This is a genomic window from Piscinibacter defluvii (genome assembly GCF_004011805.1).
Classification (GTDB): domain Bacteria; phylum Pseudomonadota; class Gammaproteobacteria; order Burkholderiales; family Burkholderiaceae_C; genus Piscinibacter; species Piscinibacter defluvii.
Genome location: NZ_RCHJ01000024.1, coordinates 60614 through 86764 on the forward strand (window position 1 = coordinate 60614; position 26151 = coordinate 86764).

A 26151-nucleotide genomic window follows, 5' to 3' on the forward strand; every position below is an offset into this window, starting at 1 on the left:
GTGTCTATTCGTCCTGCAGTTCGCCCCACGCCGTTTCGCGGCTGGCGAGCATCGCAGCCAGCGCCACGCCGGCGGCGGCGACGAGGAGCCAGGCCGGGGCCAGCTTGCTGCCCGTCGCCTGGATCAGCCAGGTCGCGATCAGCGGCGCGGTGCCGCCGAACAGCGCGTTGGCCGAGTTGAAGGTCAGCGCGAAGCCGCTGTAGCGCACCTTGGTCGGAAAGATCTCCGACAGGAAGCACGGCAGCGTGCCGTCGTTCATCGTCAGGAGCGCGCCGAAGGCGATCTGGATTGCGACGATGCCGAGAAAGCCCGCGCCCGCGAGGCCCCGGAACAGCGGCACCGTCAGCAGCACGAACAGCACCGACGCGGCGATCAGCATCGTCCTGCGGCCCAGGCGGTCGGACAGCTTGCCCATCAGGAAGATCAGCCCGATGTACGCCGCCAGCGAGATCGTCGTCGCGAGGAACGACTCCGACTCGCCCATGCCCATCTCGGTCGAGAGGTAGGTCGGCATGTAGCTGAGGATGATGTAGAACGCGACTGCGTTGAGGCAGGTGACGCCGAATGCGATCACGATCGCGCGCCGATGCGTGCCGAGCAGTTCGCGGATCGGCGCCTTCGCGACGTGGTGCGCGCTCTCGAGCTGCTGGAACTTCGGGGTGTCTTCCAGCCGAACGCGGATGTAGCGGCCGATCAGCCCGAAGGGCGCGGCAAGCAGGAACGGCAGCCGCCAGCCCCACGAATGGAGCTGCTCGGGGGTCAGCAGTGCGTGCATCGCGGCGACCAGAAGCGAGCCGAACAGCAGGCCCGCGGCCGTGCTCGCCGGAACGATGCTGGTGTAGAAGCCGCGCCGCCCCGCGGGCGCGTATTCGGCGAGGAAGGCCGACGCACCCGCGTACTCGCCCGAGGCGGAGAAGCCCTGCACGATGCGCACCAGCAGCAGCAACGCCGGTGACCAGAGCCCGACCTGCTCGTAGCTCGGCAGCAGTGCGATCAGGAAGGTCGCCGCCGACATGATGAGGATCGACAGCGAAAGCGCAGTGCGCCGACCGATGCGGTCGCCGAGATGTCCCCAGATGACGCCGCCGATCGGACGCACGATGAACGAGACCGCGAACACGCCGTAGGCGGCGATCAGCCCCGCCGCCGGCGAACTGCGCGGGAAGAAGACGACCGCGATCACGGTCGCGAGGTAGCCGTACGACGCGTAGTCGAACCATTCGACGAAGTTGCCGATGAAGCTCGCGGCTGCGGCCTTGCGCAGCATGCCGGCGGCTGGTGCGCCCGCTCGCGCCGACGATTCGATCGACCGTGTTACGGGCCCAGGGGCGGCGGCGGACCGAGGTCTGCTCGTGTTCATGCTCATGCGGTGTCTCCGTCCGCAATCGGCAGGACGAGGGCCCGTCGCGGGCCCTCGGGCTTAGGGTCGGCTCTCAGGCCTTGATGATGTTGTGCTCGGGCCCGTACGGGAAACCGGTCAGGTTCCGGTTGCCGTCCTGGGTGATCACCAGGATGTCGTGCTCGCGGTAACCGCCTGCGCCGGGCTGGCCTTCGGGCAACATGATCATCGGCTCCATCGACACGACCATGTCGGGTTCGAGCACGGTGTCGATGTCCTCGCGCAGCTCCAGGCCCGCCTCGCGGCCGTAGTAGTGGCTCAGCACGCCGAACGAGTGGCCGTAGCCGAACGTGCGGTACTGAAGCACGTTGTATTCGGCAAAGATCTTGTTCAGCTCGCGCGCAATGTCGCTGCACCGTGCACCAGGCTTGAGCAGCTTCTTGCCCTCGTCGTGCACCTTGCAGTTGATCTCCCACAGCTTCAGATGCGCATCGCTGGCATGGTCGAGAAACAGCGTGCGCTCGAGCGCGGTGTAGTAGCCCGAGATCATCGAGAAGCAGTTCAGGCTCAGGATGTCGCCCTTGCGCACCTTGCGCGTGGTCACCGGGTTGTGCGCGCCGTCGGTGTTGATGCCGCTCTGGAACCAGGTCCAGGTGTCCATCAGTTCGGTGTGCGGGTAGCGCCTGGCGATCTCGCGCACCATCGCCTGGGTCGAGGCCAAGGCGACTTCGTGTTCGGGCACGCCTTCCTTGACCGCGGCCACCAGCGCCGCGCCGCCGATATCGCAAACCTGCGCGCCGTTGGCGATGAAGTCGATCTCCGCGGCGCTCTTGACCATGCGCATCTTCATGCAGGCGGCGGCGATGTCGACGAATTCGACGTTGGGCAATGCCTGCTCGAGCGCCTTGAGCCGCTCGATCGGCAGGTGGTCGAACTCGATGCCGACGCGGCCCTTGTTCGGGATGCATTCGGCCACGGCCTTGAAGTAGTTGCCGCGCTGCCAGTCGGTGTAGGTCAGCGCGTCGTCGGCCACGCCCTTGCGCCAGGGCTGGGCACCGTCGATGTTGGCCGCGATGACGGTGGTCTTGTCGTGCGTGACGGCCAGGCCGTAGAAGCGGCCGAACGAGCAGTACAGGAAGTCGCTGTAGTAGTTGATGTTGTGGTACGAGGTGAACAGCACCGCGTCGATCCCGGCCGCCGCCATGTGGCTGCGCAACTTCGCAATGCGGCCGGCGTACTCGGCCGGGGCGAACGAGTTCCGGACCTTCTCGCCGTTGCGCAGGCGGATCAGGGAGGGCATGTTGTCGATCATCGGTGGGCTCCAGCGTGAAATTCGATGGGGCGAATGATGATCAGTGCGGCATATCGGCGCCATTTGGCTTGCGACATGTAATGTCGCGTTTGCGGCAGCGCCAAGCGCGGGTTTCCCCGCGGTGTTCGGCCGTCGGGGGGCAAAACCTGAAGCTATCCCTTAAGGGTTAACACCGCACTTCGCCAGCGAGTGCGAGTGGCTATGCAGGCTGGCGCGCAGCGCGATCGGCTGCCGGCGTCTTGCCGAACGCTCGTCGATAGCGGGCGATGAAATGGCTCGGCGACGTGAACCCGACCGACTGCGCCACTTCGTCCAGGCCACGGCTGCTGCGCAACATGGCCAAGCGCGCCCGTTCCAGTCGAATCTCAAGATACTTCTGCGCCGGCGACATGCCGAGCTGCCGGAGGAAGAGTCGCTCGAGAGTGCGCCGCGAAATGCCCAGGTAACCGGCGATCTCGTCCGGCTTGAGAGGCTCTTCGACGTTGCTCTCCATCATCTCGAGCGCGTCGATCAGCGGCCCGGGGACATGGCCGAATTGCTGGCGCAGCGGAACGTGCTGCCGCTCGTCGGGACTGCGCTGCTGCGACACCAGCAGGTCGGAGACCTGCGCGGCCAGTTCCCGGCTGCCCGGCGGTCGGCTCAGCAGCAAGGTCATCAGGTCAAGCGGGCTGACGCCGCCACTGCAGGTGAACCGGTCGCGGTCGATCTCGACCAGGTGATTCGTGACGATCAACTGCGGGAAGTGTTCGAGCAGTGCGTCGCGATCTTCCCAGTGGATGGTGCAGCGGTAGCCGTCGAGCAGACCGGCGCGCGCCAGATAGAAACTCCCGGTGTCCACGCCGCCCAGGGCGACACCACGCGCTTCCTGTCGACGAAGCCAGTTCGACACTTCGCCGAAGCCGCGCTTGGGGATCGGGTTGGGCCCGATGACGAATACCGCATCGAGGGGCCCGCTGTCCGCGATCGGCAGGTCCGGGAGCACGCGGATGCCGTCGCTGGACGCAATCGGTTCGAGCGCCACACCGAGGGTGACGTACTCGTAGGCCTTGCGCCCGAGCACGCCGTTGGCCAGTCGCAGCGGATCGACCACTGCAGCGAGCGCGATGAGCGAGAAGTTGGGGACCAGGAGCAATCCATAACGCTGCAACTCGGCTGCAGGCCTCCGAAGATCCTTTGACCGATTCTTCTTCGCCATAGGGATTGGCCTCCGGAGTGACACGCGCGAGTACGGCCTTGCAACACAAGGCGGATGGTGAGGCCCGCAACCGTCGAGGGAAAACCCGGAAAGATCGCTGGCGCAAACAGAACATTGGCTGCCGCAAATGATAAAGCGCCGCCGTCACGTTGCAACGAAGATTCGGCCCGCATCGAAGCTTCCGAACGAGCCAGGAACCACGTCATGTTCAGCTACAGCCAGCAGACGCTCAAGAACGTCGATCCCGATTTGTGGACGGTGATCCAGCAGGAGCACCAGCGCCAGGAGCAGCATATCGAGCTGATCGCCAGCGAGAACTACACCTCGCCCGCGGTGATGGCGGCGCAGGGCTCACAACTCACCAACAAGTATGCCGAGGGCTATCCCGGCCGCCGCTACTACGGTGGTTGCGAGTACGTGGACCTGGCCGAGCAGATGGCGCTGGATCGCGTGAGGAAGCTCTTCGGTGCCGACGTCCACGGCTGGGCCGCTAACGTCCAGCCGCACTCCGGAGCGCAGGCCAACGAGGCGGTGTTCATGGCCTTCATGAAGCCGGGCGACACCTTCATGGGTATGAACCTGGCGGAGGGCGGCCACCTCTCGCACGGCATGGCGCTGAACATGAGCGGCAAGTGGTTCAACGTCGTTCCCTACGGGCTGAACGCGCAGGAGGAGATCGACTACGACGCGCTGGAACGCAAGGCGCACGAGTGCAAGCCCAGGATCATCATCGCCGGCGCATCGGCCTATGCGCTGCGCATCGACTTCGAGCGCTTCGCGAAGGTGGCCAGGGACGTCGGCGCCCTGCTGATGGTGGACATGGCGCACTACGCAGGGCTGATCGCCGCGGGTGAATACCCGAACCCGATCCCGCACGCCGACATCGTCACCAGCACCACGCACAAGAGCCTGCGCGGGCCGCGCGGCGGCATCATCCTGATGCGCCCGGAGCACGAGAAGGCCATCAACAGCGCGATCTTCCCCGGCCTGCAGGGAGGCCCGCTGATGCACGTGATCGCGGCCAAGGCGGTGGCGTTCGGGGAGGCGCTGACGCCCGAGTTCAAGACCTATCAGCAGCAGGTCGTGAAGAACGCCGCCGCGCTGGCCGAGACGCTGGTGCAGCGCGGCCTGCGCATCGTCAGCGGCCGTACCGAAAGCCACGTGATGCTGGTCGATCTGCGCGCCAAGCACATGACCGGCAAGGCCGCCGAGGCGCTGCTGGGCCGTGCCCACATCACCGTCAACAAGAACGCGATCCCCAACGATCCGGAGAAGCCGATGGTCACCAGCGGCGTGCGCCTGGGCTCGCCGGCGATGACGACGCGCGGGTTCAAGGAGGCCGAGGCGAGGCAGGTCGGCAACCTGATCGCCGACCTGCTGGACAAGCCCGAGGACGAGGCCAATGTCGCCGCTGTGCGCGCCAAGGTGGCCGCGATGACGCGCGACTTTCCCGTCTACGGCTGAAGGCCGCAGGACCTCGCCGCCGGGAAGCACGACATGGCCGTCAGCACCTTCGACCTCTTCAAGATCGGCATCGGGCCGAGCAGTTCGCACACGGTGGGCCCGATGCGTGCGGCCCGGATGTTCACACAGGGCCTCGCGCGCGAGGGCTTGCTGGCCGCCACCGCGCGCATACGCTGCGAGCTCTATGGCTCGCTCGGCGCCACCGGCAAGGGTCACGGCAGCGACAAGGCCGTGCTGCTGGGGTTGCTGGGGCACGAGCCGGACACGGTCGACATCGAGGCCATTCCCGGCCTGTTGGAGGCCGTGCGCAGCAGCCAGAGCCTTCAGCTGCCGGGCGGCGTGGCGATCGGCTTCGACGAGAAGATTGACCTCGTCTTCAAGCGCCGCGAGACCCTGCCTTTCCATGCCAACGGGATGCGCTTCACCGCGTTAGACGCCGACGGCGGCGACGTGCAATCGCGAACGTACTACTCGGTCGGCGGTGGGTTCGTGGTCAGCGACGAGTTGGCCGCCGACGGCAGCAAGCAGCGGGCCATCGTCCCGGACTTCACCGCACTGCCGCATCCGTTCCAGAGCGGCGCCGAACTGCTGGAGCTGACACGCGTGCAGCGTTGCTCGATCGCCGAGATCATGCGGCGCAACGAGCGCCACTGGCGCAGCGACGCCGAGATCGACGCCGGCCTGCACCGCATCTGGCGCGTGATGCAGGACTGCGTCGCCCGCGGCTGCCGTACCGATGGCACCTTGCCCGGCGGCTTCAAGGTCAGGCGCCGCGCAGCGCAGTTGATGCACGACCTGACGGCGCAGCCCGAGGCCGCGCTGCGCGATCCGCTTCAGGTGATGGACTGGGTGAACCTCTATGCCTTGGCCGTCAACGAAGAGAACGCCGCCGGCGGTCGCGTCGTCACGGCGCCGACCAACGGCGCCGCCGGCATCGTGCCCGCGGTGCTGCACTACTACACGCGCTTCGTGCCGGGTGCCAGCGACAAGGCCGTCGTCGACTTTCTGCTCACGGCCGCCGCGATCGGCATCCTCTACAAGAAGAACGCGTCGATCTCGGGCGCCGAAGTCGGCTGCCAGGGCGAAGTGGGCGTGGCCTGTTCGATGGCCGCCGGCGCGCTGTGCGCGGTGATGGGCGGCACGCCCGAGCAGGTCGAGAACGCGGCCGAGATTGGGATGGAGCACCACCTGGGGCTGACCTGCGACCCTGTCGGCGGCCTGGTGCAGATCCCCTGCATCGAGCGCAACGCGATCGCCTCGGTCAAGGCGATCAACGCCGCGCGCATGGCGCTGCGCGGCGACGGCACGCATCACGTCAGTCTCGACAAAGTCATCAAGACCATGCGCGAGACCGGCGCCGACATGCAGACCAAGTACAAGGAAACGGCCCGCGGCGGGCTGGCGGTGAACATCGTCGAGTGCTGATGCAAAGGACGACAGGAGACTGACATGCAGAAATTCTCGATCTGGTCGCTGCTGCGCAATTCGATGTCCTACCACGAGGGCTGGCAGAAGCAGTGGCGCTCGCCGGAACCCAAGCGCGAGTACGACGTGGTAGTGGTCGGAGCCGGCGGTCACGGCCTGGCCACGGCCTATTACCTGGCCAAGGAGCACGGCGTGCGCAACGTTGCGGTGGTCGAGCGCGGCTACCTCGGCGGCGGCAACACAGCGCGCAACACCACCATCGTGCGCTCCAACTACCTGTGGGACGAATCGACGGCGCTGTACGAGAAGTCGATGAAGCTGTGGGAGGGGTTGTCGCAGGACCTCAACTACAACGTGATGTTCAGCCAGCGCGGCGTGATGAACCTCGGCCACAGCCTGCAGGAGATGCGCGACATCGAGCGCCGCGTCACCGCGAACCGCCTCAACGGCGTCGACGGCGAAGTCATCTCGCCGGCGCAGATCAAGGAGATGATTCCCTTCATCAACCTGAACACGCGCTACCCGGTGCTCGGCGCGTCGCTGCAGCGGCGCGGCGGCGTGGCGCGCCACGACGCAGTGGCGTGGGGCTTCGCCCGCGGCGCCGACGCGCACGGCGTGGACATCATCCAGAACTGCGAGGTCACCGGGATCCGCCGCGACGGCGGCGCAGTGGTCGGCGTCGAGACGGCCAAGGGCTTCATCAAGGCGAAGAAGGTCGCGATCGTGGCCGCAGGCCACTCCAGCGTGATCGCCGGCATGGCCGGCATCCGCCTGCCGATCGAAAGCCGGCCGCTGCAGGCGCTGGTCTCCGAGCCGCTGAAGCCGATCTTCCCGAACGTGGTGATGAGCAACGCCATCCATGCCTATATCAGCCAGTCCGACAAGGGTGACCTGGTGATCGGTGCCGGCGTCGACCAGTACGCGGGCTACGGCCAGCGCGGCAGCTACCACACGATCGAGCACACGCTGCAGGCCATCGTCGAGATGTTTCCGCTGTTCTCGCGCGTGCGCATGAACCGGCAGTGGGGCGGCATCGTCGACATCGCGCCCGACGCCTGTCCGATCATCGGCCTCACGCCGGTCAAGGGCCTCTACATCAACTGCGGCTGGGGCACGGGCGGCTTCAAGGCCACGCCGGGCTCGGGCTGGGTCATGGCGCACACCGTGGCGCAGGACCGGCCGCATGCGCTCAACGAAGCGCTCTGCCTGGACCGCTTCTACAACGGCCACCTGATCGACGAACACGGCGCGGCCGGCGTCGCTCATTGAGGAGAAGACCATGCTGCAGATCAACTGCCCCTGGTGCGGCACGCGCGCCGAATCCGAATTCACCTGCGGCGGCGAGGGCGGCATCGTCCGGCCCGTGGCCTCCGAGACCCTGACCGACGCGCAGTGGGGCGACTATGTGTTCATGCGCAAGAACCCCAAGGGCGTGCATCACGAGCAGTGGCGCCACTCGAGCGGTTGCGGCCGCTGGTTCAACGCGCTGCGCGACACCGTGAGCTACCGCTTCGAGGCGGTATGGAAGATCGGCGAGCCGCCGCCGCCCGAGGCGGCCGGCCACGTGCGCGGCGGAGGTGTGGCATGAGCGCCCGCCTGCCGACGGGTGGTCGGATCGACCGCAACCGCGTCGTCAACTTCAGCTTCAACGGCCGCGCATTCAAGGGCCTGCAAGGCGACACGCTGGCCTCGGCGCTGCTGGCCAACGGCGTGTCGCTGGTGGCGCGAAGCTGGAAGTACCACCGCCCGCGCGGCGTTCTTTCGGCCGGCGTCGAGGAACCCAACGCCCTGGTGCAGTTGTACGACGGCGCGCGCACGGTGCCCAATGCGCGCATGACCGAGGTCAGTCTGGTCGAGGGTCTGAGCGCACGCTCGATCCACGCCAGCCCGAGCGTCGAGTTCGACGTGAAGGCCGTCAACGGCTGGTTCTCGCGTTTGATTCCGGCCGGCTTCTACTACAAGACTTTCATGGCCTCGCAGGCCGCCTGGCACTTCTTCGAGAAGCACATCCGGGCCTCGAGCGGCCTGGGCGAGTCACCGACCGAAGGCGACCCCGACCGTTACGACAAGCGCTTCTCCCATTGCGACGTGCTGGTCGTCGGCGCAGGCCTGGCTGGCCTGTGCGCCGCGCTCGCCGCCGGCAAGGCCGGGGCACGCGTCATCCTGTGCGACGAGCAGGCCGAGCCCGGCGGCTGGTTGCTCGGCAGCGACGAGGCGGTCGACGGCCTGAGCGCCGCGACCTGGGTCGAGCGTTCGCTCGCGGCCCTGGCCGCGATGCCCGAAGTCACCGTCCTCTCCCGCACCACCGCGTTCGGCTACCAGGATCACGATCTCCTGACGCTGATCGAGCGGCGCGGCGACCACCTCGCGGCCGACAAGGCGCCGGTGTTCCGCGAACGGCTGTGGAAGGTGCGCGCCAAACAGGTGGTGCTGGCCACCGGTGCGCACGAGCGGCCGCTGGTCTACGCCAACAACGATCTGCCCGGCACGATGTTGGCCAGCGCAGTGTCGACCTACGTACGTCGTTATGCGGTGCTGCCCGGGCGAAATGCCGTGGTCTTCACGAACAACGACGCCGGCTACGACGCCGCGCTGGCGCTCCATGGCGCCGGTGCCGCGGTCCAGGTGGTTGACGCGCGCGCTACGCCCCGCGGTTCGCTGAGCGAGAAGGCCAGGGGCGCGGGCATCGGCATCCTGGCCGGCCATGTGGTCACCGAGGCGCGCGGCGGCAAGCGCGTCAAGGGCGTGATCGTGCAAGGCATCGATGCGCAGAACCGGCTCACCGGCGCAGCGCGGATGCTGGCCTGCGATCTGGTGGCGCTTTCGGGCGGCTTCAGCCCCGTCATTCACCTGCATTGCCAGGCCGGCAGCAAGGCGGTGTGGGACGAAGCGCGAGCCGCGTTCGTGCCCGGCAAGCCCGCGCAGTCGGAGCGCTCGGCCGGTTCGTGCTGCGGCGCGCAGACCCTGCAGGAGTGCGCGCGCGATGGCCTCGCCGCAGGCACCGCAGCCGCGCAGGCGGCCGGTTTCGAGCCGGCCGCCATCGCCGCGCCGACGGTGGCCGGGTGCGACCCGGGAGACGTGCGCGCGCTGTGGCTCGTGCCGCATGCACGCAGCGCCAGTCGCGCGCCCAAGCAGTTCGTCGATCTGCAGAACGATGTCGCCGCGTCGGACATCCATCTCGCGATCCGCGAGGGTTTCGAGTCGATCGAGCACGTCAAACGCTACACCGCCATGGGCTTCGGCACCGACCAGGGCAAGACCGGCAACATCAACGGCATGGGCATCGCCGCCCAGGCGCTCGGCAAGACGATTCCGCAGGTTGGCACAACCACCTTCCGCCCGAACTACACGCCAGTCAGCTTCGGCGCGGTCGCCGGCCTCGAACTGGGCGACGCGTTCGATCCGGTGCGCACCACGGCCATGCACGCCTGGCACGTGCAGCAGGGCGCCCTGTTCGAGGACGTGGGGCAGTGGAAGCGTCCGTGGTACTACCCCAAGGCCGGGGAAGACCTGCACGCGGCCGTCAAGCGCGAGGTGCTGTCGGCCCGCAGCGGCGTCGGCACGCTCGACGCGTCGACGCTCGGCAAGATCGACATCCAGGGACCGGATGCATCGACGCTGCTGAACTGGGTCTACAGCAACGCCTGGTCGAAGCTCGAAGTCGGCAAGTGCCGCTACGGACTGATGCTCGACGAGAACGGCATGGTCTTCGACGACGGCGTGACCGTGCGCCTGGGCGAGAACCATTACCTGATGCATACGACCACCGGCGGCGCGGCACGCGTGCTGGCCTGGATGGAGCGCTGGCTGCAGACCGAGTGGCCGCACCTGAAGGTCTACCTAACGACCGTGACCGACCAGTGGGCCACGACCGCGGTGGTCGGCCCGAAGAGCCGCACGCTGCTGCGCAAGATCTGCAGCGACATCGACTTCGACGATGCAGCGTTCCCGTTCATGTCGTACCGCGAGGGCACGGTCGCCGGCGTCAAGGCCCGCGTCATGCGCATCAGCTTCTCGGGCGAGCGCAGCTACGAGGTCAACGTGCCGGCAGCCGACGGCCTGAAGGTGTGGGAAGCCATCCACGCCGCAGGCGCCGAGTTCGACATCACGCCCTACGGCACCGAGACGATGCACGTGCTGCGCGCCGAAAAGGGCTACATCATCGTCGGCCAGGACACCGACGGCTCGGTGACGCCGGTCGACCTCGGCATGGGGGCGATGGTCACCAAGACCAAGGATTGCCTGGGCAAGCGATCGCTCGCGCGCAGCGATACCGCCAAACCCGAACGCAAGCAGTTCGTCGGGCTGCTCTCCGACGATCCGCAGTTTGTGCTGCCCGAGGGCGCACAGATCCTCGTCGGCGAACTGAAAGGCATTCCCGCGCCGATGGCAGGGCACGTGACCTCGAGCTACCTGAGCCCGACGCTCGGCCGCTCGATCGCCCTGGCACTCGTCAAAGGAGGCGCCAGCCGGATCGGCGAACGCGTGCATGTCGCGATGCGCGACGGCCGCACCGTCACCGCCACCCTGGCCAATCCGGTCTTCTTCGACCCCAAAGCGGAGCGTCAAAATGCTTGAAACCCTGCAGCGCGCTGCACCGTCGGGAACCGGCCCGCGATCCGGCTCGGCGGTCCTCGATCGGGCCCTGCTGGCCGGCTGGCGCGAGGGACTGGCCGTCGTCAACCTGCGCGGCGACGCCGCCGACGCCGCATTCCGCGCTGCCGCGTCGCGCGCTCTCGGCTTGGCATTGCCGGTGCAACCCTGCACGAGCACGGCCAATGGCGTTAGCCGAGTGGTCTGGGCCGGTCCCGACGACTGGTTCGTGATCGGGCCCAAGGGCCAGGCCGAAGTCATCGAGTCGCAACTGCGCACCGCGCTGGGCGGCATGCATCATGCGATCACCGACGTGAGCAGCGGCTACACCGTCGTGCAGCTGGGCGGTGCCGCGGTGCGCGACGTTCTGGCACAGGGCTGCCCGCTCGATCTGCATCCGCGCGTCTTCAAGCCCGGCGCTTGCGCCGGCTCGCACTTCTTCAAGGCCTCGATCTGGTTGTGGCAGACCGACGAGGCGCCGACCTACGAGGCACTGGTGCGCCGCAGCTTCATGGGCTACTTCTGGCTCATGCTGGAGCGCAGCACGCAGGAGTGCGGCTTGGTCACGCGGCGCTTCGCGTGAACGCGTCCTGGACCGTCAGGGTCGAGCGGCTGGAGGTCCAGCTGTCGGTGGGCGTCCATGCCGACGAGGTCGCACCGCAACCGGTATGGGTCAGTCTGACTGCCACCGGGATGGCCTCGGCGTCGCCCGGTTCGCTCGATCAGTGCTTCGACTACGAACCGCTGTGCCGCTGGATGTCGGATGAATGGCCGTGCTCGCCTCACACGCCGCTGCTCGAGACGCGCATCAACCAGCTGCAGGCCTTTCTGTTCGGCATGGACGCGCGAGTGCAGACGGTATGGGTCGGCTTGTACAAGCAGCGCATGAGTCGCAATGCCGTGGCAGTTGGCATCGAGCGTCAGACGTCTCGGCACGAGTTCGATGCACAGCAGCGGGCTGCCGCGGCGGACTTGGTCAAACGCTTGCCCGAACCGTCCGTCGCTTGAAGGGAATCGTATGCAGCCAGCCAAGGCCGATCAACCAACGCCGGGCCACTATGCGCTGACCCTCGCTGCCGCAAGCGCGCGCGGACAGGTCGCCGCGGTCGCGGCGCTGCTGGAAGGGCACGGTGCCTACATCGAAGAGTTCGCGGTCTTCGACGACGTGCTGAGCAAGCGCTTCTATGTTCGAACCGTGTTCCGACTCGATGCGGCGGACGCAGGCACGCTGGCGGCGCTGCGCCAGCAGTACGCACAGGTCGTGGCCAGGTTCGAGGACGCACAAGGCGCGGTCCACGATCTGCAGCGCCCAACCCGCGTCCTGATCATGGTGTCCAAAGCCGACCACTGCCTGCGCGACCTGCTCGCGCAGTGGCGGAATCACGATCTGGCGATGGACATCGTCGCCGTCGTGTCCAACCACACCGACCTCGCGCCGCTGGTCACTGCCGAGGGTCTTCCCTTCCATCACCTGCCGGTGAGTGCAGACACCAAGCCGCAACAGGAGGCTGCGTTGCTGCGCTGCATCGAAGAACATGGCGCCGAACTCGTGGTTCTGGCTCGTTACATGCAGGTGCTGTCCGAGGATCTGTGTCGCCGGCTCGCGGGCCGCGTCATCAACATTCACCATTCGTTCCTGCCTGGATTCAAGGGGGCCAAGCCCTATGCGCAAGCGCACGCGCGAGGTGTCAAGCAGATCGGCGCCACGGCCCACTTCGCGACGGTCGAGTTGGACGAAGGGCCCATCATCGAGCAAGCGCTGGAGCGCGTGGATCATGCGTTCAGCCCCGAACAGCTGCTGAGCACCGGACGGCATGTCGAATGCCTGGTGCTTGGCCGGGCGTTGCGCTATGTGCTGGAGCATCGAGTGTTCATCAATGGGCTGCGCACGGTTGTCCTGAGGTGACAGTGCGATCGCGTCACTGCAGGAGCGATGCGCCACGCCGGCCCGGGCGGGTTGCGTCCGGCGACGGTGCATCGTTGGCGGGAGTTTGGCAACGACTGCAGGCGCTGGTTGATTGGGAGCGATCCGATCGCGCCGGCATGCGCGTTGACCTTTCGCCCGAACTCGACTTGCTGTCGCGCATCGGCGACCCGCACGAACAGTTCCGGTCGGTCCATGTCGCCGGCACGAAGGGCAAGGGATCGGTCTGCGCGCTGATCGAGGCAGGCCTACTCCATGCGGGCTGGCGTGCCGGTCGGTATGCCTCGCCGCACATCGAGCATGTGACCGAGCGCGTCAGCCACTTGGGGAGGCCGATTCCGGAGGCCTTGTTGGCGGCGGCACTGGTCCGCGCGCTCGACGCCCGGGATGCGGCATGCCGGGACGGTACTGCTGCGCGCGAGGCCACGTGGTTCGACGTCGTCACGGCCGCGGCTTTCTGGTCGTTTGCCGAGATCGAGCTTGAATGGGTCGTGATCGAAGTCGGCTTGGGCGGCCTGCTCGATTCCACCAACGTGGTGTTGCCGGAACTGGCCATCGTGACCAACGTGGAACTCGAACACACCGAGATCCTGGGCAAGACCGTCGAGGCGATCGCCGTACAGAAGGCAGGCATCATCAAGGCTGGCCGGCCGGTGTTGACGCCCATTCCCTCGTCGCATGCTGCCGGGCGCGTCGTCAGGCAGGCCGCCGAGGCACTTGCTGTTGATCTGACTTGCATCGACCTGAGTCGACGCCTCGGGCTGCAAGCAGCCAACCTCGCCCTTGCGCGCGCCGCACTCCGGCGGCTGGGCGAAGCGGGCGTCGCAAGCCCCGCGCGTGGCACCGTGCTGGGGGCCCGAGACCTTCCGCGTTCCGTGGCGCTGACGGCAAGACTCCCGGGCCGGATGGAGGCGTTCGAGATCGAGCAGTCCAAGGATGCCGTGGGCCGGCGTCGCAGGGGCAAGGTCAAGGTCGTGCTCGATGGTGCCCACGTAGGCTTCGCGATCGCGGCCGTCATCGAGGAGTTGAGGCGCGATCCCGCCTATGCGTCGGACGCGGTGGTCTTGTTGGCGCTGGGATCGGACAAGAACGCCGATGACTTCATCGGCAGGCTCGAGACCGTGGCGTCGCATGTGATCTGTACACAGCTGCCCGGCGACAGACGGTCGTGGCCGGCAGACGAACTTGCTCGCGTCTGCGGGCGCCACGGGCTGGTGTCCGAGAGCATCGGCGATCCAACCGGCGCGTTCCTGAGATGTCGCGAGTTGATCCAGGGGCACTCATGGATTCTCGTGACGGGTTCGCTGCACTTGGTTGGCGCCGTGCGGTCCCGTCTGCGCGATTGGATGCATCTGGAAACCACGATTCACTGCTTCCACTCACGACCGTCCACGGCAGCTGGCGCCGACTGAAAGCAGACCCAAGGTGGTTCCAAGTTCGATCGGCGCGGATATCCCCGATTGAACGCGGGGTGACCGGCCGCTTGTGGTCGAGCCCGGAAGCTCACTAGCAAGGGTCGCGCGTCGGCTCTGGCCGTAAGGCGACACTAGTACTGCTACTGCCAGCGCTGCTGCCTCCGGGTGTCAGTCCCGTTCCCCTCGATCGGCACGTCGCCAAGCCTCGAGAAACTCCACTACCTCGTGGGATGCAGTTGTCGCTGCAACTTCCTCAACGCGCTGGCGGAATGCACCAAGGTCGAGGACCTTCTCCGTACCGTTCATGCGAGCGTGTGTCGTTCGCTTGGCGACGGCGTCACCGAGGCCGGCAAAGCCCAATCCCCGCGACCATCCGTGGGAGGTGAATGCTCTTGCCAACTGCGTGACGCCCTCGTCGGTGGCCTGCAGCGCTGACGTCCAGGCTCGCGCCGCCGCCCCATGGTCGCCGGCGAGTTCGCTCCACGTGAAGAGGAGATAGCATAGGTCGCGGTGTCCGGCGAGAGTGCCATCCTCGGCTGCCATAACGATGCGTTCCAGCAGAAGAGTCCGAAGTCGGCCCGCATCGGCCTCCGTCGTCAGGCAGCTTTCAGGAGGCTCGGGCTGCTTGCCCTCGCGTGGGTAATAGTCCGCCCAAGCCGACGAGCTGAAATCTGCAAGCCACCCGACGGGAGCTGCCTGGCACGCTTGCACGAACACTTCGGAGCGCTCGGCCAGCGACATCCGATCGAGCGTCAGCGCTCGCAGCAACCAATGCAGGCGCAGTTCGTTGCTACCTATGCTGAACGCCCGAGCTGCATCCGCGTCGACATTGATCTCGTCGGAAACAGCGAACAACGCATCGAGTAGCGGCGGGACTGAGTCCTTAGCGATCCGGCCGGCGTGCGTGTTCAGTTCGGTCAAAAGAACGGCGGCCTTCGTTCCGCCGGACTTGCGCGTGACCGTTATCGCGTGACGCATCGTCGCCATCACGAAGTCACGATCTCCCGCTCGCTCGATCAGCTCTTCCAGCTCCGCCCGAGGCAACACCTCATCGCCAACCGCGAAACGGAAGTAGGAGTCAAAGTGCGCCATGGAGCAAACGCGTCGCTCCATTGCCCATTGCTTCGCGAATCCGTCGCCATAGGTCATGTTGGACCAGACGGACTCAAGCGCTGGAAACAACCGCATCAAGACACGACGCAGCCGATCCGCCTGCGCTCCTCCGTCTTCGCCGAAGAGCAAGTCTTCGAGACGCTTTGCAGCGGCCTCGCGTTCGCGCCCGTCACTCCTAGCACCGCGACACATCAGTTCCTTGTTTTGCCGAATGGCGCGATAGGTCGCAGGGTGAAGGAGACGCATCACCTCCAACGCCAGGAAGTCGGCGACGTCAACTTCACCGGTCACGGCGGGCCAAGTCACGGTGAGCGAATTGGCGAAGCGAGCAACATCACGAGGTGTTCTCATGGCCGGCGCGACGCCCTCGTGAAACATGTTCATGAACCGGACCATCTGCTCTTGGTCGGGTGTTCCGCAGATCGCTTCGATGAGGCCCAGCAGATGCTGCTGCACCTCCATCGAAGTGGGTTCCGGCAGCTCGAATGCTGCCTGGACGATCTTCTCAAGATAGTGCGGCCCCTCCGAAGGGTAGCGCTCGCTGACGATCTTTTCAGCCAACTGGCGGTCGTAGACCAACAGGTAGAGCACGTTCGGCAAGCGACCGACGGACTTGACCAGTCTGAAGATCAGCAGGGCTTCGTCAGGCGACAGGCGATCGATATCGTCGATGACGATGAGAAAGCGCTTCTTCTGTTCACCGAGGGCCTTGGACAGCTCTCCATGGAGTTTCTCCACGCTCTCGTCCTGCTGGATCAGGCCACCCAGCCACTCCATGGCCCCACCGGCCGCAGCGCCGATACCACCAGCTCCGGCCGCATCGGCCGCGCCGCCGAGGACCGATCCCGCGCGTAGCAACCGTGCGCCGAGTTTCGGGAGGTGCTTCTTGATCTTGTCGCCAAGGCTTGGGGAGAGTCCTGCATAGAGCTCGCGAAAGAAGGCGAGGGCCAGCGCGTCTTCTCCTCGGAACCACCAACAGGTGAAGTCGATGATCTGCAGATCGCCCGTCTTGATCGCGTCCGACAGGTGGTGTCGGATCAGGTTGACGGCGCTACTCTTACCGGATCCCCACGGTCCATTGAGTGCAATGACCGAGCCTGTCGGTGATTGCATTCTCTGAATGCTCGCAGCGAGCGCGCGAGCAAATGGATCAACTCCAAAGCGATCCTCGTTCGGGGCCGCGATGGGCTGATCATCGTGAGGAAGGGCGCTCATCAGTCCGATCTCCCGCAGTGCATGGCATTTTCTTGGCGCAAGCATCTCATAGAGATCCCCGCCACTTCAGTGGTAGCCCAGACCTGTCGGACCGCCGCGTGGTCACGCCGTAGGATCTCAGGATGAACCAGAAGGCGCTAGCGGAATTGCGAGCGAGCATCGGCGACGAGCTGCTCGGCAAGCTCCTGGGAAGATCAGCCACTTCGTTGCGCGCTTATGCGAGCGGACGCCGAGTCGTTCCGCCCAGCGTTGCCACGCGCGCCGCATGGCTAGAGCGGATTGCTGTCGACTTGGCCGGCGGATACGATTCCAGTGGCGCGCGCGCTTGGTTCGGGCGTGCGAGAGCTGAACTCGGGCACCGGTCGCCGCTGCAGGTGCTTGGCCGCGACTGGCAACCGTTAGACGAAGTAGCGGTGCAGGTGGAGAGACTCGCCGCCACTCTTCGCGGGCCGGTCTAGGTCATCGATCTTTGCGTTGAGCGTCGGGGTGGAACATCGAGTCGATGGCCCGTTCGAACTCTGGCGAACCGATCGGGTCGAGCATCAGGGGCGGGTCATCGTAGGTTCCATCGTCCGTAACCACCGGTCCAAACTCCACCGGGGGCTCCATCTCTGACCGGCGCGCGACGGCGCGGGCCGTGAAGACGTCCAGCAGCTTGCGTGCGGTGGAGGGGCTCGCCAAAAGACGCCGCACGAGGAGCGCCACCGACTGCGGCCCTCCGCGCAGGGACTGCTCTGCCTCCGCGCCCGCCACCTCGCGCAGCGCCTCTGCGAGAACTTCAGGATCGATTTCGTCATCGGGCGGATTCATGGATGCACTCTAGTCCGTTCGTCGCGGGCCGCAACCCCATCCGGCCGATCCGGTTGCGGGCCACCGTGCCGATTTGGTCACATCCCTATCGCGCCTTGCCCCAGACCTACGGCCTGGAACCCTGCACCTCAGCCTTGGGTTTGGCTGCATAAACCCTGATGGCGATCCGCACGAGAGAACTCTCCACCGCGTTCGACGGGTCCCGTGACACGAGAGTGGCGGGCAATATCGACGCCCACCAGGTGCCAGAGCCTGACTGCTCGCACGAGAACAACCCGAATGCGTCGAGGCGCTGGGCGTAACGAAAGCCCTCCGCGGAGAAGAGCCGGTCGATGCGGCGATTGGTCCAAGCGGCCTCTTCGGCCATCTCTGCACCGACATCCGAGGCCAGCACGTCGCGCAACTCCTCGAAGCCCGCAAAGGCGCCCTGGGCGGCGAAATGGCGCTTGACTCGTGCCTGCGCTTCCAGGAACACGGCAATCGGATTGCTGCGCAGCACGGTCAGCGGGTCGTCCGCGTAGCGCTCGAGAGTGCGCCACGATCCGCCCCGGGCCTCGCAGAAGCGCTTGAGTTCGACGGCAGGCCTGACCAGTTGAACGTAGTTCACGTCGGTGAAGTACGCGGGCCACGTCACCATCGACGCATCCGAGGCGAGCTCCGCCTTCCGAACCGAGCCCGAAGCAGCGGTGACGGGCCGGCGCTGCAAGCGATTGATGGCGTCGGCATAGCCCTTGACCGCCGTCTCGATGGCGTCCATCGCCCCGGTGCGCGCCTCGTCGAAGAAGCGCAGCCGCACGAACTCGAACGGCGCCAACGCGGCATATCTTGGCGCTTGCTCAGGAGTGAGCACACCGCCGCCCAAAGCCCCGGCAGCGGCGCAGCCCCCGAGGATCGCAAGCGCGGCACCCGCGGGCACCATCCAGCGCGCCGAAAGGATTCCCTCATTCATCGCCATCGCCTCCATGTGCGAATGAGTGTGTGTATGAATGAGTGTACTTTCTGGAAAGTCGCCGGGTGCGGCTCTCCTACCCCCAAGCCTTCGGTCAACGCGTTCGCGATCTGCGGCTTGCCGCTGGCATGACGCAGGAAGACCTGGCAGAGCGGTGCGGGCTGTTTCGCACCTACATGAGCCGCATCGAAACTGGGCAGGCCAACCCGACGCTGACCATGATCCATGCCCTTGCGGACAGCCTGGGCGTCCCGGTCCAGGCGCTGTTCGGTGCTGAAGTGCCGGCGGCGCGTGCACCGTCACCGAAGGCGCGCGCGAAGCCTTCGCGTGGTCGGGTCAGCCGATAGAACGCCGCGCGCTACGGCGGAGGCCCTCAGGCCCCGAGCTTCAGTTGTTTCAGGTACGGACGAAGCGCCCGCTCCAACCTGTCCATGGCTCGGCTCAGCGCATCGTGCAGCGCGGGCCACTGTTCTTCCGGCGAGCGGTAGCCGCCTGCCGTGTCGGTGTAGCGAATGCGGCAGGCCCGCTTGCCTTCCAGCCGCTGCCAGCTCAGCGGGCCGCCGAAGGCCTTCTCGATCTCGTCCTTGTGCGCGAACAGCTGGTCGAAGATCGACTCGTTCTCGGCTTCGGCATCCTTGCCGCGGTCGATGTACAGCTCCACCGCGCCATCATCCTGCGTCACCACGTAGTTCAGCTGCAGGCCGCGCACCCCGGAGCTGGTGCCGATCCAGCTGTAGTCGCTGGGCGTGATGTGCACATGCAGCTTGTTGTACTTCCTCGAGACCTCGATCAGCTGAGTCCACCAGCGGTTGCGGATGCCGTGGCGCTCTGCGATGTCCTTCTTGGTCTGGCCGATGCTGCTGGCCTCTTCCGAAGGACCGACGATCTTGGTGAACAGTGCTGCCGGCTGCGAGGTGCCGATGCGCACCGCCTCTACCTTGACCATGTAGAACTGCGCGCTGTTGCTCTCATTGAGCCAGGCGATCGCGGCCACATGCTCCGGCCGCGGCTCGGAAACGATCCAGATCGCCGCCTTGGCGCCCATTGCGCTCAGGTAGGTGATCAGTTTGCCAAGGTGGTCGTGGTTGCTCTTCTCGAGTTGGTTCTCGATGATGACCGTGCCGCCACCTTCGTCCTCGGCGACGAGGTCGATGCTGAACGCACCCGCGGCCTGCTCGCGATCGACGTTCACCAGCGTCAGGCCCAGCGCGTCGTTGAGCACCTCGATGTTGTCCTGCAGCCATTGCGTGAAGTCGTAGGCCTCGTGCTCCCAGACTTCGCGCAGCGGCACGCGTTCGAGCTTGCCGATGGGCGGCAGGGTGACGAGGTCGTTCATGCGGCGGTCTCCTTCACGGTCTTGCGGCGACCCGGCTTGCGCGCGAGCACTGCATCGGCCTCGGCCGTGCCACGCAGGCGGGCCAGCAGTGCGCTCGCGGGCTCGTCGTTCGGGTCCTGCGGCACCAGTTCGCCGCGGAAGGCCTTAGCCAGCAGTGCCGGCGTCAGGCGCTCGACTTGGGTACGGGCGGCCTGCCACTTGGCTTCGATGGCATCGGCCAATGCAAAGAGCGACTCGACGCGGCGCACGATTTCTGCCTGCTCATCTCTAGGTGGCACTGGAATGACGAAGTCCCTGCATTGGGACAAGGAGATGTTGACTTGGCCCGCGCTGCCCCGTGTTTCGTGGACTATCGACTGGATGTTCTTGCCGCTGCAAAGCACGCAGTAAAGCCAACCCGTGCTGACGCGGGGGCTGGGCCTAAACAGGGTGATTGCTTGGTTGATGTTCCAAGCCGAGAACTCGTCAGTGACCACTGCAACCTTGCCGAGCGGCGGGCCAACAATATTCATGAGTACATCGCCCGGGAGCGTCACCGACTTCGCCATCGTGCCGGAGTGAACGGCGTGAGCGATGAACTGAGGTCGAAAGGCGAAGTCGATCCTCTGATTCACGATGTTGTAGACCTTCAAGAAGGGCACACCTGAACTCGTGAAGCCTTCCTTTGGCGTTCCCCCGCTCTGGACCTTCGCACAGACATCAGCAGCGCGCTCGAATACCCAAGATTCAAGTCCGCTGCCTCGCCATTCCTCGGTCAGATCGCCGTCGACGGCTGCGTTGAGCACTGCCTGTCGAAAGCGCTTGAGGATGGCCGGAACGCGGCCCAGCCGGTCGCGGCAGGCGTCCACGCGGGCGAGCAGGGCATCGAGCTTGTTGGCAATGCGCTCCTGCTCTGCCCTCGGCGCGAGCGGAATCGGGATATCCCGCATCTTGGGTTGCGAGAGGTTTCGCATCGAGTGGCTCGTGCCGGTGGCCTCGGCCTCAATGTGTAGGCGCGCCGGCTCGGCGCGCAACGCATGCAGAAGGTAGCGCGCTTCGACGGCCTCACTTCGGTAGAGCACTCGGAGAATCTTGTCGGGCAGCATCAGGTTCGGATGATCAGCCTCGACCAGAACCGGCGCTCCGACCAGTTCCGTCGTATTCGCGCGCGAGATCAAGAGATCGCCATTTCTAACCCGTTCATGAGGCATCGGTTTGTCGTGCGGTAACAGCGCCTTGTTCTCCGTCGGAGCAAACTTGCCCCACGACACAGCACTGATCTTCAACACACCGAACTCAGAATCAGCCGCCGGCCGACCTTGAGCTTGAAGATTGCGACCCGCCTGGAATCCGTCAATGAGATCTCCAAGCGTCGTAGCTCCAGCGCACGTTCATACTCATTGGCCTCTCTGACTTTGATGTTCAGCTTCCTGCGCCGGCCCTCAAGCGACGCGATCTTGAAGAAGTTCTGCACTTCGTCGAGGTGCAGACACCCGAGGAAATGCGTGGCGGCAATCCGCCACTTCGCCCCGAGGTACAACGACAGGTACAAGACAACATTCCCGGCCATCACACACACAATCCTGCGACGTCTTCACGAATTGGACGTTACCGGTTTGAGCTTTTCGCTGTCCACGCTGGAGCACAACGCGCGTGTCGGGTCTGAGCGAGCCAAACCGTCGGACGCTCACTGGCAGAGCTTTCCCATACGGACGGACGAAGACAGGTTAACTTTCTTCGATTTGGCTATGCCGGCTGCGGATGGCTCGTGAGAACCGGATGTCTTCGACTCTATTTGCAGACTGATGCGATGGACCTGGAGCGGCCGTACAGGTGTTCACGACATTGAATGGCGCTGTAGTCGAATCGCCACGCCGCAAATCCGCATGAATGCTGATGCGCTGTTCACGACAGTAATTGGCCGGAACAGCCGCCGCCGCCGCCGCTGGCGCCGTCGTTGTCGACGCCCCGCCTGGTGCCGCCGCCATGGCGGCGATCGCCTTCAGCTCGTGGGTTCAGGTTCCAGCGCAGCCGGAAGCAGGACGCGATGCCGGCGGACGAGCGCGCAGAACGGGCACGGGCTGGGGCGGACCTCGTTGAGGCTGAGCAGGTACTGCGAGCCGCACTTCTCGCATGAACGCAGTTCAAGACGTGGCGTCTCGATGCCCCAAGCCCCGTCGAGCAAAGCGGCAACCTCGAAGCAGCGGTCGAACTTGACGAGATTGCCGAAGCCTCGACATGCAGTTCGCATCTTCGTGACGGCGGCGCACATGGCCTCGGCGCGTGGCACGCCGACCTGCTGCGCGTGGCGATACCAAAGCGCGAAGACGGCAAACTGAACGCGATCGGTCACGTGGGTGTTGACCGACCACAGGTGCAGCGCGAGAGGCCTGGTGAGGAATGCCGTCGTGACCGAAGTTCGGTTTGGCGCGGCGCGGAACATCGCGGCGCGTGGATCCTCCGACAAGACAGCGGCCACCTTCGGGCCGGCAGCCAGCGCTTCGAGCGTGCGCAAGAGCTTGGCGCGAGTGATGTCCTTGTCCACAGGCAGCGTCAACTCGACGGGTTCCGCGGCGTGAGCAAGTGGGGCGGCCGAAGCGTGCGAGCCAGCGCGGCCCGCCCAGTCGGCGCGACAGACCGGGCAGCCGTCCGGGCGATGGGTATGTGCCGAGCTCTCGGGCACCAGGTAGTCGCGGCCGCATGCCGGGCAGCGCGTCAGCGCAAGGGTGCGTGACGAGGAAGCCCAGATGCCGTCCAGGTTGGCAATGAGGAAGAAGGCCTCGTCGAAGGAAAAGGGCGTGGAGGGACAGGTCGAACGAAGGTGCCGGAAGGCGGCGATCAAGGCGTCGGCCGGCAGGAAGCCTTCGTCGGTCAGCGTTCGGTAGCGCGAGGCGAAGAGGCTGGCAGCGGCCTGGACCCGCGTCCCCGCGCGAAAGTAGAACTCCTCGCAGTAACTCGGGCGGCCTATGGGCGCAGGGTGCTCCTTGCTGTAGACGGAGCGCAGGATGTACGCGGGTGCAAGCCCGGTGAGATACGCGATGGTCCTTTGGCGAGCCCCCAGGCTCGCGCACTGGCGGGCCGTCTCGAGGGCGCGCAGCCTGGAAGGCCGGACCGACATGGCCATCAAGCAGTCACTTGCGACCGCGACGCGAAGCGGCAACCGCCGGCGCCACTGACGATGGCAGAGAGAGCAGGGTCGACAAGTCCGAGCGCGGCAGGAACAGGGCCTGGTCGCCCATACTCGAGACGAAGCTGATGATCTCGTCGGGCGCGCGACTGGTGATCGCCGAGAGTTCCTGCTTGCCCACCCCGAAGCTGCAGACGGCGCCGCCGAGGTCGAGCATCGCTGCCTCACGCAGCAGAAGCAAGAGATTCAGGTTGGCGCGCTGCGCGTGGCTGAGAGACACCTCGTTTGACATGGCTGCATCCCCGGTCTGCCGTCTTCTGGGCGGGTAGACGCGGGGCGGGTCAGCCGCCGCGTCAAGCCGCGACGGGTGTTCCGTGGCGGCTTGCGTGCAAGATTACCGACTGTTGGCGTGTAGTGTCAAGAAAAGTATATCCCCCATGAACACGGGAACGCACTAGACGCCACTAAACGTAAATACGTTGTTTCGCGTAACGAAACCATTTGGCAGGAGGTTGCCCTCAAGCCAGCCTATCGGCTGAACGGCAAATGGCAACCTGTCAGATCTTGCAGGGTGAGCGCATCCAACCCGCCAACGCGGGGCGGGTTTACCCTTGAACGCTCAGGCGTCGGTTGTGGAGCCGAAGCCGACCTGGAGGGCGTTGAGGATCGTCAACAGGCGCATCGGCTTTTCGAACACGAGCGCCTTGTAAGTTGCGCCCGCCAAGGCAAGTTCATCTTCCTTGGCCATGCCGGTGCTGATCTGCCCGGTGAGGATGATGAGAGGCCCGGTCGCTTGGCGACCGCGGATCTGCGCGAGCAAGTCGCTCGCGGTACTCGAACCGAGCAGCCAGTCCACGATGAAGCCGTCGAAGTGCTCCGCGTCCATCGCAGACATGAGCGCGTGGCCGGTGCTGAAGGCGTGCGCGTCGATGCCTTTCGCGGCAAGGAACTCGACGATGGACTGAGCCGAATCCATGTCGTCGTCGAGCACGGCAACCCGGCGTGGTGCGGGTCGCTCGAAGAGAAGCACCGACAGCTCGTAGCTGGGGCGCTCCGTGGCTTCGGCCGAAGGAACGACGGTCCACTGGTCCGTCAGTTTGTCGTGCAGTACGACGAGCGGACCGATGCGCCCAGGGATAGGCTCACCGACCGGCCAGACGGTGCATGGGAGGACTGCGCCAGCAACGGGAAAGGACGCTGCTCTGCCGGGCTGATGCAGGTAGGCCGCGACGATAGGTATCAGCGGCTCGTGGAAGTGATCCGCCAGCCGCTTGAGCTCTTCGATCGACCACGGAGCCTCGCCAAGCATTCGACGCCGCGCCTGCGCATAGGACATGCGCAAAGCGGTCTCGAGAACGCGGACCCGCTGCCTTTCACCAACGCCATGCCTGTCAAGCATCCCCTCGATGAACGCTGAAATCGCGCTCGGACGCTGGCCGCCGGAGTCTTCGGTTCTCGTAGTCTCCATGCTCACTGAAATGAACGAAGTTCGTCAGAAATTTGCGTGCGGCGTCACAAAGATCTGGCGTCGCGCGAGTATTTCATTCTTGTTGTGCTCACGCGATTCAACTCCCATCTGTAGAACTCTACCACCGTTGCGGGGGCAGAGGTGGGAGCTCGGAACAGGAATCGGTGCGGGCGCAACCGAGCAATTTCAGGCTGCAGAGTGCGCTCAACGTCGTGGCCCCCATACGACGAGCGCGTGAGTCTGTTCTGGCGCGCCCTGCGGCGCAAGTGGAACTTGCACCTCATCCCTACCTACACATCTCAGCGTTGCGAAGGCGCGGGTGCAACGAGCGACGCGGGCAAAAAAAGGGACGTCGGCACGAGGTCGACGTCCTTGAGGAAGGATAACGGCCCCGCACTGGGGCCGTTCGATTCAGGTCAGGCCGCTTCGGCGAGCTCGGTCCATTCCTTCGCGCTCTGCTCGAGCATCTTGCCGCCGATCGCTTCGAGCTCGGTGGAACGGTCGTACTCGCCGACCTCCTGCGCGTACCCGGTGATGGCGTTCACCAGGCCGAAGCCGGTGAGGTCGCCCTCGCTGATCAGCGAACGCAGCACGCCGGCGCGTTCGTGGTCGGCCAGGAGGTAGCGGACGGCCAGCTTCTCCACCGCCTTGACGGGGTCGCCGGTCAGCTTGATGCCCAGGGTCTTGCGCATGCGCTCGGCGATGAGCGAGAACGTGGCTTCCGAAATGGCGGACTGGACCACGTCGCGCACCTTGAGGAAGAACGCCGCGTCATCGGCCTGCAGCGTGTCCTCCTTGAAGATCGTGACCTCCTCGGTGGACGCATCGGTCAGGCGCCCGACGTGCGTCTTGCGCATCGCATGATCCGCGGCGATGAGGCCATTCTTGCACCTCAGGCGAAAGACCAGCGGGCTGACCGACAGCGAGCCCTGGCCCGTCTCCGAATTGGAGATGACGACGCCAGCGTGAACGATGTCCCCGACCTCGGGGTTCAGGTCGAACGTCACGCGATCGGTGACCACCTTCAAGTACATCCTGCTGTCGGTGACCTCGCAGGAATCGACGCGCGCACCCGGCAACTCGCGCAGCATCGGGTAGACGTGCGCCAGCAGGTCGTAGTTGTCGAGGCGGCGGTAGCGGTCCGAGAGGAACGCGCGCGCGCGACCGTCGAGAACGCGCACCATGCGCTGCTCGGGCTGGGCGTGGAGCCAGGTGTCGATGTTGCGGTCGAGCAGCGCGGGCTGATCGGCACGCATGCGCTCGAAGTAGGCGAACGGGATCTTCAGCCTGTCCGCGAGCTGCCGGCGGCAGTTCTCGGTCGTGTTGAAGGTCCGCACGCCTTCGGGCGTCTCGATGTTGAGGACCGAGGTGCCGTTGTCGCTGGTGACGTGGTGCATCAGCGGGGTGGGCACGATCATGTCCTGCTTCGTCGCGATCTGGCGCTCGAGTTCGGTGGCGAGATCGACGAGGGAACGGCCGTACTTCAT

24 protein-coding genes are annotated in these 26151 nt (G+C 65.6%); 11 read left to right on the forward strand and 13 right to left on the reverse strand.

Annotation, left to right across the window (positions count from 1 at the left end; all coding sequences use genetic code 11):
• Positions 1–4: 4 nt before the first annotated feature.
• The 3 genes from D9C15_RS27900 to D9C15_RS27910 all read right to left on the reverse strand — a co-directional run bounded on the left by D9C15_RS27900 (position 5) and on the right by D9C15_RS27910 (position 3846).
• Complete coding sequence (locus D9C15_RS27900) at positions 5–1267, reverse strand: MFS transporter (protein WP_240668623.1); 1263 nt, start codon at positions 1265–1267, stop codon at positions 5–7.
• Positions 1268–1433: 166 nt separating this feature from the next.
• Entirely contained in the window at positions 1434–2639 is a 1206-nt protein-coding gene (locus tag D9C15_RS27905; RefSeq protein ID WP_205854927.1) for a M24 family metallopeptidase, read from the reverse strand.
• A gap of 211 nt (positions 2640–2850) precedes the next feature.
• Entirely contained in the window at positions 2851–3846 is a 996-nt protein-coding gene (locus D9C15_RS27910) for a GlxA family transcriptional regulator (RefSeq protein WP_128002325.1), read from the reverse strand.
• A 204-nt stretch (positions 3847–4050) separates the two neighbouring features.
• On the opposite strand from D9C15_RS27910, the gene glyA reads away from it, so the two are divergent.
• The 9 genes from glyA (at position 4051) to D9C15_RS27955 (ending at position 14664) form a co-directional block, all read left to right on the forward strand.
• Positions 4051–5310 (forward strand): serine hydroxymethyltransferase, encoded by a 1260-nt coding sequence (glyA, locus tag D9C15_RS27915; RefSeq protein ID WP_128002407.1) that lies wholly within the window; start codon positions 4051–4053, stop codon positions 5308–5310.
• A 33-nt stretch (positions 5311–5343) separates the two neighbouring features.
• Entirely contained in the window at positions 5344–6735 is a 1392-nt protein-coding gene (locus tag D9C15_RS27920; protein ID WP_128002327.1) for an L-serine ammonia-lyase, read from the forward strand.
• 24 nt (positions 6736–6759) lie between these two features.
• Entirely contained in the window at positions 6760–8004 is a 1245-nt protein-coding gene (locus D9C15_RS27925; protein WP_128002329.1) for a sarcosine oxidase subunit beta family protein, read from the forward strand.
• A 10-nt stretch (positions 8005–8014) separates the two neighbouring features.
• A complete protein-coding gene (locus D9C15_RS27930) occupies positions 8015–8323 on the forward strand; it encodes a sarcosine oxidase subunit delta (protein ID WP_128002331.1) in 309 nt (102 codons plus the stop codon).
• Positions 8320–11313 (forward strand): sarcosine oxidase subunit alpha family protein, encoded by a 2994-nt coding sequence (locus D9C15_RS27935; RefSeq protein WP_128002333.1) that lies wholly within the window; start codon positions 8320–8322, stop codon positions 11311–11313. The genes D9C15_RS27930 and D9C15_RS27935 overlap by 4 nt, the downstream gene beginning before the upstream one ends.
• Positions 11306–11911, forward strand: coding sequence for a sarcosine oxidase subunit gamma (locus tag D9C15_RS27940; protein ID WP_164886881.1), 606 nt, complete (start codon positions 11306–11308; stop codon positions 11909–11911). Before D9C15_RS27935 ends, D9C15_RS27940 begins: the two co-directional genes overlap by 8 nt.
• Complete coding sequence (locus tag D9C15_RS27945) at positions 11908–12336, forward strand: dihydroneopterin aldolase (RefSeq protein WP_128002337.1); 429 nt, start codon at positions 11908–11910, stop codon at positions 12334–12336. Before D9C15_RS27940 ends, D9C15_RS27945 begins: the two co-directional genes overlap by 4 nt.
• 10 nt (positions 12337–12346) lie before the next feature.
• Positions 12347–13234 carry a formyltetrahydrofolate deformylase gene (locus D9C15_RS27950; RefSeq protein WP_128002339.1) on the forward strand — a complete coding sequence of 296 codons (888 nt, stop codon included), beginning with the start codon at positions 12347–12349 and terminating at the stop codon, positions 13232–13234.
• A 137-nt stretch (positions 13235–13371) separates the two neighbouring features.
• The gene (locus tag D9C15_RS27955; RefSeq protein ID WP_164886882.1) at positions 13372–14664 is read left to right on the forward strand and encodes a bifunctional folylpolyglutamate synthase/dihydrofolate synthase; all 1293 of its coding nucleotides are present in this window, start codon (positions 13372–13374) and stop codon (positions 14662–14664) included.
• 171 nt (positions 14665–14835) lie between these two features.
• Here the strand turns inward: D9C15_RS27955 and D9C15_RS27960 are convergent, their stop codons facing one another.
• Complete coding sequence (locus D9C15_RS27960) at positions 14836–16995, reverse strand: KAP family P-loop NTPase fold protein (protein WP_128002343.1); 2160 nt, start codon at positions 16993–16995, stop codon at positions 14836–14838.
• 122 nt (positions 16996–17117) lie between these two features.
• On the opposite strand from D9C15_RS27960, the gene D9C15_RS27965 reads away from it, so the two are divergent.
• Complete coding sequence (locus D9C15_RS27965) at positions 17118–17453, forward strand: hypothetical protein (RefSeq protein WP_128002345.1); 336 nt, start codon at positions 17118–17120, stop codon at positions 17451–17453.
• Between the two features lies 1 nt (position 17454).
• Here the strand turns inward: D9C15_RS27965 and D9C15_RS27970 are convergent, their stop codons facing one another.
• Together D9C15_RS27970 and D9C15_RS27975 are read right to left on the reverse strand one after the other, a co-directional pair.
• Entirely contained in the window at positions 17455–17805 is a 351-nt protein-coding gene (locus D9C15_RS27970) for a hypothetical protein (RefSeq protein ID WP_128002347.1), read from the reverse strand.
• A 106-nt stretch (positions 17806–17911) separates the two neighbouring features.
• Positions 17912–18754 (reverse strand): hypothetical protein, encoded by an 843-nt coding sequence (locus D9C15_RS27975; RefSeq protein WP_128002349.1) that lies wholly within the window; start codon positions 18752–18754, stop codon positions 17912–17914.
• Between the two features lie 41 nt (positions 18755–18795).
• Here D9C15_RS27975 and D9C15_RS27980 point away from each other — a divergent pair, with 41 nt between their 5' ends.
• Positions 18796–19101 carry a helix-turn-helix domain-containing protein gene (locus D9C15_RS27980; protein WP_205854928.1) on the forward strand — a complete coding sequence of 102 codons (306 nt, stop codon included), beginning with the start codon at positions 18796–18798 and terminating at the stop codon, positions 19099–19101.
• Between the two features lie 26 nt (positions 19102–19127).
• On the opposite strand, the gene D9C15_RS27985 is transcribed toward D9C15_RS27980, so the two are convergent.
• The 7 genes from D9C15_RS27985 to D9C15_RS28015 form a co-directional block, all read right to left on the reverse strand.
• A complete protein-coding gene (locus tag D9C15_RS27985; RefSeq protein WP_128002351.1) occupies positions 19128–20090 on the reverse strand; it encodes a DUF4268 domain-containing protein in 963 nt (320 codons plus the stop codon).
• A complete protein-coding gene (locus tag D9C15_RS27990) occupies positions 20087–21355 on the reverse strand; it encodes a restriction endonuclease subunit S (RefSeq protein WP_128002353.1) in 1269 nt (422 codons plus the stop codon). Before D9C15_RS27990 ends, D9C15_RS27985 begins: the two co-directional genes overlap by 4 nt.
• Complete coding sequence (locus D9C15_RS27995) at positions 21352–21639, reverse strand: hypothetical protein (RefSeq protein ID WP_128002355.1); 288 nt, start codon at positions 21637–21639, stop codon at positions 21352–21354. The genes D9C15_RS27990 and D9C15_RS27995 overlap by 4 nt, the downstream gene beginning before the upstream one ends.
• Positions 21640–22071: 432 nt before the next feature.
• A complete protein-coding gene (locus D9C15_RS28000) occupies positions 22072–23193 on the reverse strand; it encodes a FlhC family transcriptional regulator (protein ID WP_128002356.1) in 1122 nt (373 codons plus the stop codon).
• A 7-nt stretch (positions 23194–23200) separates the two neighbouring features.
• Positions 23201–23488 carry a hypothetical protein gene (locus tag D9C15_RS28005; RefSeq protein ID WP_128002358.1) on the reverse strand — a complete coding sequence of 96 codons (288 nt, stop codon included), beginning with the start codon at positions 23486–23488 and terminating at the stop codon, positions 23201–23203.
• A 327-nt stretch (positions 23489–23815) separates the two neighbouring features.
• Positions 23816–24664 carry a helix-turn-helix domain-containing protein gene (locus D9C15_RS28010; RefSeq protein WP_128002360.1) on the reverse strand — a complete coding sequence of 283 codons (849 nt, stop codon included), beginning with the start codon at positions 24662–24664 and terminating at the stop codon, positions 23816–23818.
• A gap of 416 nt (positions 24665–25080) precedes the next feature.
• A complete protein-coding gene (locus D9C15_RS28015; RefSeq protein WP_128002362.1) occupies positions 25081–26151 on the reverse strand; it encodes a DUF932 domain-containing protein in 1071 nt (356 codons plus the stop codon).

Coding starts and splice junctions, on each gene's coding strand:
- D9C15_RS27900 (WP_240668623.1), bottom strand. CDS start 1,267: ATGCTGCGCAAGGCCGCAGCCGCGAGCTTCATCGGCAACTTCGTCGAA.
- D9C15_RS27905 (WP_205854927.1), bottom strand. CDS start 2,639: ATGCCCTCCCTGATCCGCCTGCGCAACGGCGAGAAGGTCCGGAACTCG.
- D9C15_RS27910 (WP_128002325.1), bottom strand. CDS start 3,846: ATGGCGAAGAAGAATCGGTCAAAGGATCTTCGGAGGCCTGCAGCCGAG.
- glyA (WP_128002407.1), top strand. CDS start 4,051: ATGTTCAGCTACAGCCAGCAGACGCTCAAGAACGTCGATCCCGATTTG.
- D9C15_RS27920 (WP_128002327.1), top strand. CDS start 5,344: ATGGCCGTCAGCACCTTCGACCTCTTCAAGATCGGCATCGGGCCGAGC.
- D9C15_RS27925 (WP_128002329.1), top strand. CDS start 6,760: ATGCAGAAATTCTCGATCTGGTCGCTGCTGCGCAATTCGATGTCCTAC.
- D9C15_RS27930 (WP_128002331.1), top strand. CDS start 8,015: ATGCTGCAGATCAACTGCCCCTGGTGCGGCACGCGCGCCGAATCCGAA.
- D9C15_RS27935 (WP_128002333.1), top strand. CDS start 8,320: ATGAGCGCCCGCCTGCCGACGGGTGGTCGGATCGACCGCAACCGCGTC.
- D9C15_RS27940 (WP_164886881.1), top strand. CDS start 11,306: ATGCTTGAAACCCTGCAGCGCGCTGCACCGTCGGGAACCGGCCCGCGA.
- D9C15_RS27950 (WP_128002339.1), top strand. CDS start 12,347: ATGCAGCCAGCCAAGGCCGATCAACCAACGCCGGGCCACTATGCGCTG.
- D9C15_RS27955 (WP_164886882.1), top strand. CDS start 13,372: ATGCGCGTTGACCTTTCGCCCGAACTCGACTTGCTGTCGCGCATCGGC.
- D9C15_RS27960 (WP_128002343.1), bottom strand. CDS start 16,995: ATGAGCGCCCTTCCTCACGATGATCAGCCCATCGCGGCCCCGAACGAG.
- D9C15_RS27965 (WP_128002345.1), top strand. CDS start 17,118: ATGAACCAGAAGGCGCTAGCGGAATTGCGAGCGAGCATCGGCGACGAG.
- D9C15_RS27970 (WP_128002347.1), bottom strand. CDS start 17,805: ATGAATCCGCCCGATGACGAAATCGATCCTGAAGTTCTCGCAGAGGCG.
- D9C15_RS27975 (WP_128002349.1), bottom strand. CDS start 18,754: ATGAATGAGGGAATCCTTTCGGCGCGCTGGATGGTGCCCGCGGGTGCC.
- D9C15_RS27985 (WP_128002351.1), bottom strand. CDS start 20,090: ATGAACGACCTCGTCACCCTGCCGCCCATCGGCAAGCTCGAACGCGTG.
- D9C15_RS27995 (WP_128002355.1), bottom strand. CDS start 21,639: ATGGCCGGGAATGTTGTCTTGTACCTGTCGTTGTACCTCGGGGCGAAG.
- D9C15_RS28000 (WP_128002356.1), bottom strand. CDS start 23,193: ATGGCCATGTCGGTCCGGCCTTCCAGGCTGCGCGCCCTCGAGACGGCC.
- D9C15_RS28005 (WP_128002358.1), bottom strand. CDS start 23,488: ATGTCAAACGAGGTGTCTCTCAGCCACGCGCAGCGCGCCAACCTGAAT.
- D9C15_RS28010 (WP_128002360.1), bottom strand. CDS start 24,664: ATGGAGACTACGAGAACCGAAGACTCCGGCGGCCAGCGTCCGAGCGCG.
- D9C15_RS28015 (WP_128002362.1), bottom strand. CDS start 26,151: ATGAAGTACGGCCGTTCCCTCGTCGATCTCGCCACCGAACTCGAGCGC.